Origin of the sequence: Caballeronia sp. LZ035 (assembly GCF_031451175.1) — a bacterium.
Taxonomy (GTDB): domain Bacteria; phylum Pseudomonadota; class Gammaproteobacteria; order Burkholderiales; family Burkholderiaceae; genus Caballeronia.
On sequence record NZ_JARUXS010000005.1, the window covers coordinates 126,271 to 140,826 of the forward strand.

At 58.2% G+C, this 14,556-nt stretch carries 10 protein-coding genes, 3 pseudogenes and 1 other annotated feature; of the genes and pseudogenes, 9 read left to right on the forward strand and 4 right to left on the reverse strand.

Annotation, left to right across the window (positions count from 1 at the left end; translation table 11 throughout):
• The first annotated feature begins 664 nt into the window (after window positions 1–664).
• From QCE88_RS39055 to QCE88_RS39065, 3 genes are all read left to right on the forward strand, one after another.
• Window positions 665–1,852 (forward strand): AAA family ATPase, encoded by a 1,188-nt coding sequence (locus QCE88_RS39055; RefSeq protein ID WP_309911237.1) that lies wholly within the window; start codon window positions 665–667, stop codon window positions 1,850–1,852.
• 2 nt (window positions 1,853–1,854) lie between these two features.
• Window positions 1,855–2,823: a ParB/RepB/Spo0J family partition protein gene (locus QCE88_RS39060; protein WP_309911238.1), complete on the forward strand. Its 969-nt coding sequence runs from the start codon at window positions 1,855–1,857 to the stop codon at window positions 2,821–2,823.
• Window positions 2,824–3,143: 320 nt separating this feature from the next.
• Complete coding sequence (locus tag QCE88_RS39065) at window positions 3,144–4,328, forward strand: Replication protein O (protein WP_309911239.1); 1,185 nt, start codon at window positions 3,144–3,146, stop codon at window positions 4,326–4,328.
• Between the two features lie 1,671 nt (window positions 4,329–5,999).
• On the opposite strand, the pseudogene QCE88_RS39070 reads toward QCE88_RS39065, so the two are convergent.
• The 3 genes and pseudogenes from QCE88_RS39070 to QCE88_RS39080 all read right to left on the reverse strand — a co-directional run.
• A pseudogene (locus tag QCE88_RS39070) lies at window positions 6,000–6,308 on the reverse strand (integrase core domain-containing protein); the annotation flags it as partial.
• A 28-nt stretch (window positions 6,309–6,336) separates the two neighbouring features.
• The gene (locus QCE88_RS39075) at window positions 6,337–7,710 is read right to left on the reverse strand and encodes an IS30 family transposase (RefSeq protein WP_309911240.1); all 1,374 of its coding nucleotides are present in this window, start codon (window positions 7,708–7,710) and stop codon (window positions 6,337–6,339) included.
• 48 nt (window positions 7,711–7,758) lie between these two features.
• Window positions 7,759–8,019: pseudogene (locus QCE88_RS39080) on the reverse strand (DDE-type integrase/transposase/recombinase); the annotation flags it as partial.
• Window positions 8,020–8,214: 195 nt separating this feature from the next.
• Between QCE88_RS39080 and istA the strand changes: the two are divergent.
• Together istA and istB are read left to right on the forward strand one after the other, a co-directional pair.
• The gene (gene istA, locus QCE88_RS39085; RefSeq protein ID WP_409018321.1) at window positions 8,215–9,672 is read left to right on the forward strand and encodes an IS21 family transposase; all 1,458 of its coding nucleotides are present in this window, start codon (window positions 8,215–8,217) and stop codon (window positions 9,670–9,672) included.
• A complete protein-coding gene (istB, locus tag QCE88_RS39090; protein ID WP_309911243.1) occupies window positions 9,669–10,484 on the forward strand; it encodes an IS21-like element helper ATPase IstB in 816 nt (271 codons plus the stop codon). Before istA ends, istB begins: the two co-directional genes overlap by 4 nt.
• A gap of 69 nt (window positions 10,485–10,553) precedes the next feature.
• On the opposite strand, the pseudogene QCE88_RS39095 reads toward istB, so the two are convergent.
• Window positions 10,554–11,242, reverse strand: a pseudogene (locus tag QCE88_RS39095) (IS3 family transposase); the annotation flags it as partial.
• Window positions 10,845–10,961: a sequence feature (AL1L pseudoknot), on the reverse strand. (Overlaps the previous pseudogene by 117 nt.)
• A 665-nt stretch (window positions 11,243–11,907) precedes the next feature.
• Between QCE88_RS39095 and QCE88_RS39100 the strand changes: the two are divergent.
• From QCE88_RS39100 to QCE88_RS39115, 4 genes are all read left to right on the forward strand, one after another.
• A complete protein-coding gene (locus tag QCE88_RS39100) occupies window positions 11,908–12,192 on the forward strand; it encodes a CopG family transcriptional regulator (RefSeq protein WP_309911244.1) in 285 nt (94 codons plus the stop codon).
• Entirely contained in the window at window positions 12,180–12,488 is a 309-nt protein-coding gene (locus QCE88_RS39105) for a type II toxin-antitoxin system RelE/ParE family toxin (protein ID WP_309911246.1), read from the forward strand. Before QCE88_RS39100 ends, QCE88_RS39105 begins: the two co-directional genes overlap by 13 nt.
• A gap of 270 nt (window positions 12,489–12,758) precedes the next feature.
• A complete protein-coding gene (locus QCE88_RS39110) occupies window positions 12,759–12,995 on the forward strand; it encodes a hypothetical protein (protein ID WP_309911248.1) in 237 nt (78 codons plus the stop codon).
• A 653-nt stretch (window positions 12,996–13,648) separates the two neighbouring features.
• On the forward strand, window positions 13,649–14,182 hold the full coding sequence (locus tag QCE88_RS39115) for a GNAT family N-acetyltransferase (protein ID WP_309911249.1): 534 nt from the start codon (window positions 13,649–13,651) through the stop codon (window positions 14,180–14,182).
• The last annotated feature ends 374 nt before the right edge of the window (window positions 14,183–14,556 follow it).

The window sequence follows — 14,556 nt, forward strand, 5'->3', positions numbered from 1 at the left end:
CCCCTTAGCGGGTTCTTCTGGATGAGTCTTTTATGTGGGTGCTGCAAAAGGATTACCGAATGGTCGGGACTACAGGCCCGGGGAGCGAAGCGCGTAGAGCCTGGTTCGTCCGCGGATTCGCCCATTGCCTCGAGGTCAACGACCTACGGTGAACGGCGACTTGGCAAACATTCGCATGGTTACGCTGATTTCGGCAGGCACTGTGGTGGACATCGTGAACGTTACGATGATCTGAAGGTGGTGTCCAAGCTAGCCATCAGCGGATCCCTCAACTCTTGGCCGTAGTTGAACGCTGGCGAGCGGCAAGGCTCCGGACGTGAGGCAATGGACCGCCCCTATTTGAGACACACATGAGTGCTAAAACGCAAATTCAAGCTATCTCAAACGCTTAATAAGTTACTCGCCAGGATCGAATGGCATGCACTGGGTTGCAGCCCGTCTAGCGGCGCCTTACTACCCTTCTTGAGTTCCGCATAGAAGTCGCCCCATAACTTCAACTTCTTTCGAGATATTCCCGCAAAAGCTCCGCGGACAGGACGCTACGACGCGTCAGAACGTGCAAAGTTAACTTGCGTTTACTTTTCACAACGACTAATCTTCGAACGATTCGACCGGTTTGGTCGAATTATTCTGGATCGGTCCACTGGACGCTACGGGTAGAACGATGGACACCATTAAAAAGCTCAAGGCAGGGAAAACGACGGGCGCTGATCTCATGCACCTGGCGAAACTGTCGGACGGCATGCTGCAGAAAATCCGCGATGAGATGCTCGAGCCCTTCCCGCGGAAAGTGCCACCGATAATCTCGTCTGCTCGACTGCAGGAGATGTGTGGTATCGATAAGCAGCGCATGGGCTACGTACTTAAGAAAGGCGAGCTTCCCGCAGGCACGCAAGCCAAGCCCGGCTCCCCGCGCCAGTTCACGGTCGAAGAGACGATTGCGTGGATCCGCTCTGAGCGCGATCCCCTCCCTCGCAACGGTCCGGCAAAGGTTATCGTTGTGGCGAACTTCAAGGGTGGCGTGACAAAAACCACAACCTCGACCCTTCTCGCCCAAGGTCTTTCGATGCGCCGAGGTCGCCGCGTCTTGCATATAGATCTTGACCCACAGGGAAGCGCAAGCACGCTGTATGGCATCAATCCGCATGCTGAGGTCGATTCATCTCAAACTGTCATGCCCTTGATCGAGGCTTATCTCGAGGGCAGGCCGTTCGACATGACTGCCCTCCCCGTCCCGACTTACTGGCCCAACGTAGATATTATCCCGTCGTCTACCGAGCTGTTCAATGCGGAATTTATGCTGCCCGCACGAGCAGCCAGCGACGGAGAGGTTCGCTTTGAACAGGTCTTGCATGACGGATTGGCGCAACTAAAGGATACCTACGATTACATCATCGTCGATACCGCGCCGACCCTTAGCTACCTGACAATCAATGCGATCTTCGCGGCCGACGGAGTTATTGTGCCGGTCGTGCCAGATATGTTGAGCTTTGCGTCGATGGTGCAGTTTTGGCACCTGTTCGGCGATCTGATCAACGGGATGCAAGCGTTCGACGATGGTCGGGCCAAAGAATTTGACTTCGTCGACGTCCTTGTTACCCGGATGACGTCAAAGCCCGCCGCCCAAATCCTGCAAGGGTGGATTACCCAGATCTATGGATCGCGCGTCGTGCCTATCGAAATTCCTGAATCGGACTTGGCGCGCAATACAAATATGCGCTTCTCGACCTTCTACGATCTCGGGCCAAATGATGTTGGAGCTGAAACGCTTCGCCGAATTCGCACTCCGGTAGATCAGTTGGTCGATCGCGTAGATGACAAGGTGTGCGCCATTTGGGCACAGGAGGAGTAACAATGGCTTCATGGATGAAGGAACAGGCTGCTCGGGCGAAGAACATTCAGGTGACGGCCGAGGACAAGGAAAAAGCCCTGGACGTCCAACCCGTACCTGCTCGCACAGCGCCGGGCCAATTGATGCAGTTGCAAGCGACCGCAGAACGGCAACGCAAAGAGATTGCCAATCTCAAGATGCAGTTGGACAAGGGTGCACGTGCTAAGCGCCCTATCTCGAAGCTCCACGAGGTTCCTGGGCGCCGTCGTAAGCTTACCGTCGAGCAATACGCCGAACTTAAAGCAAACTTGGCTCAGCATCCGCTTGTGCACCCCGTAATCTTGGAGGCACGCGAAGACGGGGAATGGAATATCAACGCTGGCAACAACCGCGTTGCGATCTATCGAGACTTGGGTATCGACGAGATCGACTCAATAGTCTCCGAAATGGATCCCGGTCAGGCCGAACGACTGGCCTTCTTTTCCAATCTTTTCGCTCCCTCGCTTTCCGACTACGAGAAATACTGGCACTTTCAGCGCCTTCAAGAAGCTGCAAACGCCCTGACCCAGCAGGAATTGGCCACCGCGGTTGGATTGTCGGAATCCCACGTCAGCAAGATCTTTGCATTTGACGGATTGCCGGCCGACGCAAAAGCCGCCCTCGAAGAGCGTCCTGAAAGACTGGGTGCCGACGCCGCCGCTCAGCTTTCGCGCGCGCATTCGGAGGGGCGAACGAGCGAAGTCGTCAAGGCCGTTGAGCGCTTGGTTAAGGAAGAGCGGTACACGCAGAAGGAGGCAGTTTCGAGCGTGCAGGCTAAGCTTGCAAGGACTCCCCCTCTCGCCGAGACGCTAATCGTTAAGCAAGGCAAGAAGAACTACTGCGAGATCACCACGCGCGGCGGCGTGATTGGTGTGCGACTGAAGGTGGAGGCAGAGCGTGCAAACGAATGGGCCAAGGAAATTCAAGCCCTAATCGAGTCGAAATTGAAGTAATGACTTTCGGCACGAAACTCGTGTGCAAGCAGTTACTTAGAGTTTCCGCCAAGCTTTTCTAGTTGCAACTCAATTTTCTAAGTCTCTGTTTTTATTGACCTTTCGTGACGAAACTAAGACCGATGCAAACCTAAAGCCTGAAAGACAAAGGCCCCCAGCTGGAAACTGAGGGCCTTTGCGTAAGTGGGCTTGGCTGGAAATCCTAGCACCACACTCCCCGGCTGGAAACCGGAAAGGGTACAACGCTCAACCCGGAGTGTAGCGCAACAAGATCGACAGTCAAGCGAAAACCATCCATTCACTGAAATGGACCGCTAGACATGTCTATCGCGCAACGCTTCGTTGCTAGCGAGGGTGAAGTACACCCCGAAGATTCGGCCGCCCTCACCGCTTTTCGCTGCGACTCGACCAACCTGCCCTGGATTATCTTCCGGGCGGCGTTTCGCGCCGCGCACATCGAACAAATTCCGCCGCGGGCTCGCGCGGTGCTCTCTGCCCTCGCTCGTACGGTCGACGCCGCGAAACCGTTCGCCGCCATCTTCGCGCGCCGTGAGCTGCTCACTGGCCGCGCGCTGCAATCCATGCGCACCTTCTATCGCAGTCTCGACGATCTCGAGGTCGCCGGACTCGTCGAGCGTCGCCCGCAGGGCCGCTATGTCGAAGCCGGATTGTTTGGTCGCGCCTACCTTCATCTCACAGAACGTGCCGCGAGCCTCCTCGGCCTCATTGAGCCTTCGCGGACGCACGAGAACAAACCCGCCCAGACGCCCTCATCAATCGCACCCGCCTTGGCCAAGCCTTCTTTGACTGCACCGTCTGCCAATGTGGCAGACGGTGGAATATATAAGGATCTAAGCCCTTCTGTATTTCAAAAGAGACAACCGGCCCAACTGCCTGCGGATCTTCAGCGCCTGCGCACCCTGGGGTTTTTTGATTTCTTGATTTTCAAACTTATGCGCGAGGCGCGTGAACAAGGCAAGCGCCTCTCCGATGTCGTCGAAGCCACCTGGGACCACCTGAAGCTTGCCAAGGCACCGATCAACTACCTCCGCGCCCTGCTCCGCAATCCGGTCGATTTCGCCCGCTTGGTGTGCCGTCGGACCGCCGACCACCATGCCGAGCAAGCGCGCGCGCAGCAGCATGTCGACGCCCGGGCCCTTGCCCTCCAACATGCCGGCCGCACGTTCATCGACGCGGACCACACCCGCCAGTTTGTGATCGGGGCCGGGGGTGACTCGCTGACGATCTTCAGCCTCACGGAGCGCATCGGCCGCCAGGCCGCCGGATGGATGCCGTCGTTTGCGACGGCGCTCGCGTCCGGGAAACTTCGTCCCGCCACTGCGCTGGATCTCGAACGCTTTGCCCATGCGCAACGGGAAGCATTGGGCAAATCCCAGCCTTGCACGGCATCGATGCCACACGAGAAGCCTCCGGTGGCGGGTGCAGTGCGGGAGCACATCGCTGGCCTGCGTCAGCTCCTAAAGGTGCGGGCAGCGGGCGCGTGACGCAGCGCATACGGCCGCCCTCTGAGGTCCACATGAATCGCCCGGCGTCGCGCGACATCAACGAACCCAGTGACGAGCACGACACGTGGACCGAGCCAGCTCGATTGCCTCAATCGAAATGAAACTACCGACGTGTCCACAAACTCCGCACATTGCCGGCATGCGCTGGTACGACGGGTCACTCCCAAGATGGCGATCGAGGCGCCGGGACGCAACGATCTGAGTGAGACGACGGCGACCGAACGGGGCCCCAACGGCGAGCGCATGCGCAAGAGAAGCGAAGCAAGTCGCCGACGCGGAGCACCAGGTTGGGCGGCGAACGAGGCCAAAGACCAAAAGCGGATGCTCATCGATGACCGCTGAGCGAGTACGCATGTTGGTCTCAATATGTCGGCCGTCCCTGCGCCGATCATTCGCGCCGCGTGGTCACACGCTAGAGTCGGCAGGCAGACGATGAATTGACTAGCGTCGCACGAGCGAAATGGCGAGCGAATCTGACGTTGCTCCTCGTCTTGGCCCGCCAGTGTGGCAGACGGTGCTAATACGCCCTGGCTTTTTGGATTTCCTGATTTTCAAACTCATGCGCGAAGTTCGTGAAGCTGGCAAGCGTCTGATCGGTGTCGTGGAAGTTTGCTGGGCCCACCTGAACCAAGCGAGCACCCGATCAGCTATCTGCGGGCTTTGCTGGCGAGTCCCACGGACTTCGGGAACCAGTTCCGAGGCCGCCGTCATACTCCAGCAGAGCCAAGCCCTCACCGCACGTCAGGACGCTGAGCAGCGTCTACGGGCACTCGATGACAAGACGTTCATGAACGCAGCCGGTACGACTCGCTCTACGGTGGTAGAGGAGGGCGCAACCCTCATGGTCTACAACGTCTCAGAGCGCGTGACACGCCGTTCTGCCGAGCAGCGGGCCCAAGGATTCATGACTGCAATAAAACGGGGTCAGATTATCGAGAGAATTAGCCTGACGTCTTCTTGTACTGACCCAACCCCGCGCGATTCAAGCCACTGTATCGAATCTTCAGCGGCTTCCACTCCTCGCAAACTCACTGCCTCGGTTGCGGACCACTTAAGCCAGATAAAGACGGCTATGCCGAAAGCCGTGAAACATTCGAAACAAAGATCTCGTGGTCGTCTAAGCCTTACTGAGCGTGGCTTACGGGCGAAAACTGCGTAGTGTTTCACGGTCTCTTAAAGTGGTTTCTGAAGTAATACATGCTAAGCATGCGGAAGAGCGGCGTTAGACGTCCCCTTCGACATAGTTCGAGGTTTTTCGTAATATTCACTATGCAATCTGTATCAAACGTTACCCTCACGAGTTGATGTGTACGCAAGGCAACAGATTGGTCGGCACACCGGCAGCACGGGACTCAGCCAGCCAACGCGGTGAATATTGATCAGTCGATGACTTGTTGCAGTGGGCAAATCAATCGCGATGACCCGCACTGCTGAATCCTTAACTTGAGTGCGTGTCTCGGCGACAAACGTTGATTGCGCGGGGTTAAGCCGGAGCCATCCCTCGAGATCACGCGCGGCTCGCGAAATCGCCACCACGTTTTCCAATCGGTTCGGTGCGATTGAGTTGAGTCCTACAGGCATCGTACCCGTCAACTGTCGTCGACCACGCTAGTGCTTGAACCGCCCCGAGAATCGTGGAGGCTGGTTGGTTTAAGTTAATGCCGGTTCAGCGGCAGCTGTTTCAAGCTGCCGATAGTAGTTTGCCTCAGCTTCGGCGGGCGGGATATAGCCGAGGGGTTTCATCAATCGATGATGATTGAACCAGGCCACCCACTCCAGCGTTGCCAGTTCAACGGATTCCCGCGTTTTCCAGGTACGGCGATGAATCAGTTCAGCCTTGTACAAGCCGTTGATCGTTTCAGCCAAGGCGTTGTCATAGCTGTCTCCCCGGCTGCCGACCGACGGTTCAATGCCCGCTTCGGCCAGCCGTTCGCTGTAGCGAATGCTGACGTATTGGGCGGATTCAACCGGTCGTCGCAACACTAGATTATTGAACAGATTTTAGGTATTCGTCCAAAGCCTCCGCAGGCGTCTTCCAGCCGAGTGTTTTCCGGGGCCTGGTATTCAATGTATTGGCAACGGCCTGAATCTCGCGAGCGCTCCACCGGGACAGGTCTGTGCCCTTTGGAAAGTATTGTCGTAGAAGGCCATTGGTGTTTTCGTTCGTACCACGCTGCCATGGGCTGTGCGGGTCAGCGAAGAACACCTTCACGCCAGACTCGATCGTGAAGCGGGCGTGATCGGACAGCTCTTTGCCGCGATCCCAGGTCAATGATCGCCACAACTGAGCCGGCAAGTCCGCCACGGTCTTCTTGAGTGCGTTGGCCATCGTCACAGCTCCATAGCCGGCGAGCGCAGGCCCGTTTTTCGTGCGCGGAATTAGCCCATAGCCTTTCTCGCGAGGTAAGTGCACGAGCATCGTAAATCGGCTTGATCTTTCCACCAACGTCCCGATGGCTGATCGGTTTAAGCCGATAATCAAATCACCCTCCCAATGGCCTGGCACCGCACGATCTTGCACCTCTGCAGGCCGACTGGAAATCATTACCTCCTCGCTGACGTGCGCCCATGCCTTGGCGCGCGCTCTCGCTCGTGGAACCCGCAACGCACGGCCGGTGCGAAGGCAACCCACCAGCTCACGCTTGAGCGCGCCGCGCCCCTGAATATAGAGCGCTTGATAAATGGCTTCGTGAGAGATGCGCATAGATTCATCATCCGGGAAATCAGCCTGCAACCGGTTAGCAATTTGTTCAGGTGACCAGCCGTTAACCCACTTTCGGTCACCGCGATGCGGCTTATTTCGCCCCTTGAACGGTGCCTGTCTGGGCCCGGCAATTTCACGACCATTGGCGTCACGTACTTTGCCCTCCAGGCGGTCCTGAACGTATTGACGCAGACGTGCATTAGTTGCCAGCTTCGCTGGTTTTGGCCGTTTGGCGAACCGTTCCGCCTTCCACTGCGCGACCGAAGCACGATACTCGAGACACCCATTACGTGTCGCCGCGTTGCGCGTGAGCTCTCGCGAAACGGTTGATGGACTGCGTCCAATATGTCGGGCGATCTCGCGCACCCCGAGGCCTTGGACAGAAAGCAATGCTATCTCTTCTCGCTCAGCGAACGACAGGTATCGACCGGCGACAGGCTTCGACATGAATAGTGGCATGCCGCCACGATAGCGGAACCAGCGCGAGCCTACCGCTTGAGATACGCCTATCGCCTCCGCTGCTTTCTCGCTCGTAATGCCGGTTGCGATCTGCTGCCAGAACCGACGCTCGATCTCATGTCCCAGTGATGGCGCACCCGGCGAGTACATCGCCTCTCGCCCTGTCAGCCGATACACCTGCTTTGCACTTCGTGCCATGCAACACCTCCTCGATCAAAGGTGTTGCGACGACCGGTTGAATCCGCCTTGCGACCCTCTGTCCGAATGATGTATCAAGGTTCCTTCGTCCCCTGGGCGCCGCGCGTAAAGCGCCTGTTCAAGTGCATCCAGAACGAAGTCCGTGGTCATCGAGGAGCTGACGCGCCAGCCGACGATACGGCGAGCGAACACGTCGATCACGAAGGCCACATACAGCCAGCCCTGCCACGTCGAAACGTAGGTGAAATCCGAGACCCAGAGCTGGTTCGGCCGTGCCGCCTTGAACTGGCGATTGACCCGATTGGGGGGCGACAATGATTTCGTCCGGTGTACCGACATTCATCTTGGCCGGTAGTGAGGAGTCGGAGGCGGCGTAGCCGCTGCAGACGACGAGCTGCCGGCGGCGCCGGATCGGCGAGGTCTAGGATGGCTGACTGAATCTTAAAAAGAGGCGGTCAGCCCATGTCTGGAACCCGCATCACCGACCAACAGGTCCGCCTCTATATGAACCAGCGCAAACTTCATTCGCAGAAGGTCGCCGCAGCGAAGGCGGGCATGAGCGAGCGAACGGCGAGACGCGTCGAACGTGAAGCTGGGCTTCCCTCTCAGCAGCCCCGGCGCTACTGGCGATCGCGTCCTGATCCGTTTGCCGAGGTATGGGAAACCGGAGTCGTTCCATTGCTGCGCAGTGCGCCAAAGCTGAAGGCGATCACGCTGCTGCGCAAATTGCAGGAAGACTATCCCGAACGCTTTCCCGACAGTATGCGTCGTACGTTTGAGCGGCACGTCAGCCAGTGGCGCGCGCTTGAAGGACCGAACCGGGAAGTGTTCTTCCCTCAAACGTATGAGCCGGGCGGGCGAGGCCTGTCGGACTTTACGCATATGGACAGGCTGTGCGTGACGATCGGCGGCATCCCGTTCGACCACCTGCTGTATCACTTCGTGCTGGCCTTCTCGCGCTGGGAATACGCCAGTGTGGTCGATGGCGGGGAGAGCTTTCAGGCGCTCGCGACGGGTTTGCAGAACGCGCTGTGGCAGGCCGGCGGCTGCCCACGCGAACACCGCTCCGACAGTCTGTCGGCGGCTTTTAGGAACCTGCAGGAAGAAGAAGACTTCACCGCGCGCTACGCGGCGCTACTCGAACACTACGGGATGGAAGGCACGCGCAACAACCGTGGCATGGGCCATGAGAACGGCAGTGTGGAATCCTCACATCGCTATCTGAAGGATCAGATCGACCAGGCCCTGGAACTGCGAGGTCACCGTGACTTTGCGGACCGAGCCGCTTACGACGAGTTCGTGCGCGTGGTAGTGATGCGCCGCAATCGACGCAATGCTGCAGCGTTCCAGATCGAACGCGAACACCTGCTCGATCTGCCTGAACACCGCACCACCGACTTCGACGAAGAAGAGGCGCGCGTGACACGCTGTGGCACGTTCACCGTGCGTTGCGTCCTGTACAGCGCCCCGTCGCGCCTGATCGGTCATCGCCTGAAGGTACGCCTGTACAGTGACCGGCTCGATTGCTATCTGTCCGGCGCGCTCGTGCACAGCACGGCGAGAGCCACGCACACGAGCAAACGGCGCGGTCGCGGCATCGACTACCGGCACTTCATTGATTCTCTCAAACGCAAGCCGCAGGCCTTCAGGGGTCTTGCGTTCCGTGACGATCTGTTTCCGCGCGAAGCCTACCGTCGAATCTGGGAGCGGCTGGAACAGGCGCTGACGCCGCGCAGCGCATGCAAGACCATGGTGGGTCTGCTCGATCTAGCAGGAAACCACGGCGTCGAGGCGCAACTGGCCGAGAGGCTGGATGCCTTGCTTGAACTCGGTGAACTGCCCGATCTGAAGGCGCTGTTCGATGAGTTCGCACCGCGCCAAACCGCGTGTCCGGTGGTTGTCGTTGAGATGCCGTGCGCCGCGCTTTACGACGCCTTGCTCGCTGAGGAGGTGCTCGCATGAACACCGCCTACGATGCTGGACGTATCGCGCTGATGCTCAACGAATTGCGGCTGCCGACGATCGGCCGGCTGTGGCCGGACTTCGCTGAACGCTCGGACAAAGAAAGTTGGCAGGCGTCCCGGTTACTCGGCGCATTGCTCGAACACGAACTCGCCGAGCGGGCCAAACGAAGAATCGAGCGTCATCGCACCGAGTCACATCTGGATCTGACCAAGACGCTCGCCACCTTCGACTTCGGCGTGGTGCCGATGATCTCGAAGGCGCATGTGATGGCGCTGGCCACCGGAGACTCGTGGCTTGAGAAAGGCGCCACGATCCTAATGTTCGGTCCACCCGGCAGCGGGAAAAGTCACTTGGGGTCCGCCATCGGCCATGCACTAATCGACGCTGGCTATCGCGTGTTGTTCACGCGCACCGGCGAGATCGTGCAGAAGCTCCAGGTCGCGCGGCAGAGTCTACAGCTACCTTCGGCGCTCGCGAAGCTCGACCGGTTCGACCTGATCATCCTGGATGATCTCTCGTATGTGAGGAAAGACCAGGCCGAAACCAGTGTGCTGTTCGAGTTGATAGCCGAGAGGTATGAGCGGAAAAGTCTTCTTATAACGGCCAACCAACCGTTCTCTGGCTGGAACGACGTCTTCCCGGACCCCGGCATGACCGTGGCGGCCATCGACCGGCTCGTGCATCACTCGACGATCTTCGAATTAAATGTTGAGAGCTATCGGCGCCGCACAGCCAGCGACAAACAGAAAGAGCGCCGCCGTCAATTACCCGCTGACACCTCCACTGGAGCGACAACCATAATTCCCTGACGCAGCGACAATCACCTCGGCCGACCGGCCAAGATGAATGTCGGTAAACCGGACTTCCTGCTTGACGCTATCCACCCGATCCAGCGGGCGCGGGGCTATAGCATCAGGAATCGTCGTGCGAACACGCTTGCCTCGCATCACGCCGCGCAAACCCAGTTGCTTCATCAACCGTTCGACCGTGCAGCGCGCCACCGCGATACGCTCCCGATTCATCTGCTTCCAGACTTTATCCGCGCCGTAGACCTGCATGTTGGCCTGCCACACACGCTCGATCTCAGGCCGCAGACGTTCATCACGGATTGCGCGAACAGAGCGCCGCGCCGGATCACGAAGCTGCGCGGCATGGCGTCGGTAGCCCGACGGGGCAATCCGCAAAACCTTGCAGATCGGCTCGACCCCGAAGGTGTCGCGATGCTGATCGATGAAGGCCTTCAGGACTTGAAACGGCGGTCGAGCTCCGCCTGGGCGAAAAACGCGCTCGCGACCTTGAGAATCTCGTTGGCACGACGCAACTCCTTGACTTCGCGCTCCAAGGCCTTGAGGCGCTCGCGCTCGTCTGTGGTCACGCCATCGCGCTCACCGTGCTCGACCTGGTCGCGCTTGACCCACTCGTGCAGTGTCTGCGGTGTGCAGCCGATCATCGGCGCAATCGATTCGACCGCCGCCCACATCGACGGATGTTCGCCACGCTGCTCGCGCACCAGACGCACCGCGCGCTCTCGCACTTCCGGGGAAAACTTGGTTACCTTCTTGTTCATGGCTCCATTCTCTCAAGAGTCGGAGCCTCCACAAAATCCGGGGCGGTTCAGCTAGCCAAATCAGCATGGACCGAGCGAGCGTTGTCGCGCAACCGGCTCGAGCAGGCGCAGACGTCGTGGATCAAAAAAATGTAAGACCGTTGCAGGGATGGTCAGTTGCTGCGGGAGCGGTGGAGTTGCATCAACCCGATTGCGACCTCGTAGACGAAGACCAGCCACGAACTAATCCCCATCGCAGCCACCGATCTGGTCAGCTCGCCAAGGTGTGCTCGGCGAGCGCGTGTCTGAACGGTTTTGGTGACCGTTGCCGACCAGGGATCCTCCAGGACCAAGTTGCAGATACATCGCAGAATCGTCTTTTGATCGAAACAAAGGACACCGCATTCCAGTAGGTCTTCTAGATCAACGTGAGATCAATAGTTCTGTCGGCTTGGCGGACCAGCAAAGGCGTGCCGATCGAAGAGGGTGATTGCTTGGCGTGAAAGGCTCGGGCGAGTTCAATCGGGCGTTTTAAACGATCGTGAAAGCCATCTGCTCGACGTTACAGCCCCTATGTCAAATGTGATGCGGCACGGGAAGCAGGGAAGGGCGCAGAGGTCGGCGTCGCTTGCCTTCCACTGAGATGCGCGTAAAATGTAGCACACCTGTGACACATGAGGTCCACTATGTCCACCACCACCCTTCGCCTGCCGCCTGAGCTGCGTGATCGGGTCTCCCGACTCGCGCAGCAAGGCGGCACCACCGCGCACAGTTTTATGTTGGACGCGATCGCCGAGCGAGTTGCTCACGAGGAACTGCGGCACGCATTTCTGGAAGAGGGCAACGCACGCTTCGCGCGCATGTTGGAAACCGGGGAGGGGCTCGATTGGAATGATGTCCGGACCCACCTTCGTGATCGGGCGGCCGGGGAGGCGTCCTCAGCGCCCCAGGTTAAGCGATGGCGCGAATAATCCTCGCCCCGGAGATACAAGACGACTTCGATCGGATTTTCGAATTCCTTTTCGAACACACGCCCGAGCACGCCGCTCAGCGTATCGATGACATCATCCTAGCGATAGACATACTGCAGTCGAGCCCGATGATCGGGCGCCCCGTTGAGACGCCAAGCGGTCTGCGAGAGTTAGTGATTTCAAACGGGGCGCATGGCTATCTCGCGTTATACCGCTACCTGCCGGAGTTCGATGCGGTGTTCGTTTTGGCCGTGCGCAGTCAGCGCGAACTGCGCTATCGAAGCGAGCGGTCCTGACCTTCGAAGTGTCGTCGCAACTTGCAACAACGATGCGATGAAAGATGATGGAGGAGCAGGGAGATCAATATGTTGGCGAGCCAACGCCCGAGATGGGTCAGAAGTCGAGGTTTGCAAGATTGTCGGCTCGGAAAATGGAATCCCCTCAACGTTGAGTGCGCAACATGGCACATCGATCTTGCGGCCTGCCACGCCTTGTTTGATCTGTCGACGTGCTATCCGGTGACCCCGCGGGCTCGCGTGTGCCGCATATACGATTGAGGTGACAACGTGGCAACGTTACTCGAATGTCTTTACTCGCTCCCAGACAGCCTGGTAATGCGGGATCTCGCAGCGACTCATGATGAGGTGGTCACCGTCGCCGAGCACATCGCTCGCCTGCACCATGATGAGGACGGCTACGAAGTGCGCAAAGAATCCCGCTACGACAAGCAACGCGAGATCACGGCGGTCGGCCAAATCGGCGGGCCTGCGATGTACAAGCAAGTCCGAATTCAAGCCGATTGAGATGTTCTGCGAGCGCGAAAAATCGCACACTCTGATAAGACGTTGCGGCGCCGGTGAGCCAAGCGGAGGGTCACCCGACCCGACGTGCGAGCAGATTGATTGCGGCTTTATGAAGTGCCGTTACGATGCTGGCTGTGCGAGGGACCAACGGAGCCAAGTGACCAGATCCGAAGAAGGTGGTGTGGTTCAGCGACCCGCACCGACGCGAACGAGGCGGTTTGGGAATGCTGCGCTCCGCGAAGGTTACCCGTTGGAACCGCACTGAAGCGGCGATATCGGAAGCTATTTAGGAATTCATAATTGTGGCGATCGACAAAAAAAAGTCTTGAACGGAACGTACACCGCAACGTGCAAGGAGCGCAACGCGCTCGCCGCAGCAATGAACGGTCACGGATCCGTTTATCCTCAGGCGGCGTGCACCATCGCACGCGGCGTCGCGATTTTCCACCGTGACGGGAACGAAGTGTGGAGTTGCAATGCCGCTTATGCCGAAGCGAATTTCAAGCTTGAACGTGGCTCGCAGTAGGTGGAAACGCGATCGCCCCATGCATGACGGCGCCCTTTGCAGTCACCCAGGCAGCTACGACGAATGAGATCGCAGCTTCGCCGAATCTCCATACCGACGTCATCCGCTCACGTTATCACTTAGTTTTATGCTGATCCGCCCATTGTCTTCAGGCGACGCCGCAGCCTTTTGCTTTCTCCAGCGTTCGGCTTCGCAACAACCGCCATCGTCCGACGAGCCCATCATGAGCGACATGTATGTTCGCGATGCCGATGAATCGTGTGAAACGTTGCGGTCGACAGCTATCCGAAGTACCTTTGGTGCCTTCAACAAGACTGAACTCATTGGGGTCGCGAGTGTGCAATGTCACGCGATCTTTGAACAACGCTATGTTGCCCACATCTGGGGTGTCTTTGTCGCACGCCATCATCGAAATACCGGCGTGGCAAAGCTATTGCTCGCAGCAGCGATCGCCTATGCTAAAAGCATGCAGGACGTAACCTGCATCAGCTTGAGTGTGGCCGCAGATAACGTCGCTGCGATCAACCTTTATCGATCTCTCGGATTCCGCGAAACCGGCTCGATCTTTGACGATCCTCTGCACGAGGACGTCTTGCAGATGGGTTTGTTCCGCGAGGCCACCGACGCGTTCGATTCGGCGACATCACTACCCGCGCGATAAGGCTGAGAAATTGAACTGCCCCGAAGCAGACGAATTCGGTTCGACGAAGCCGAGGTTAAAGAATCCGTCACGCGAAAAACCATCAGCAACATCTGGCGGGACGAAGACGTTCTCGCGTCTCTTCTTGCGCACAGATCGGGGTCTCAGTCGCCTACCGTCTTCGTCCTCGTGACACTTCAAAAAGGCAGTCGGCGACCTGCCATAACAACGGAGCGCGCCGACGGAGAGTTTCGTCGAACTTGATTAGGAAACGTTTGATGTCGCGCCGAATGCTGTCAGAACGTTATTGCGATAATCGGGCATCAACCGTTCTCTCGCGCGGTCTCTGCTGTTTGAGTCGTTAAGTTTGTCCGTGTGAAGGAGAAGTCACGAAA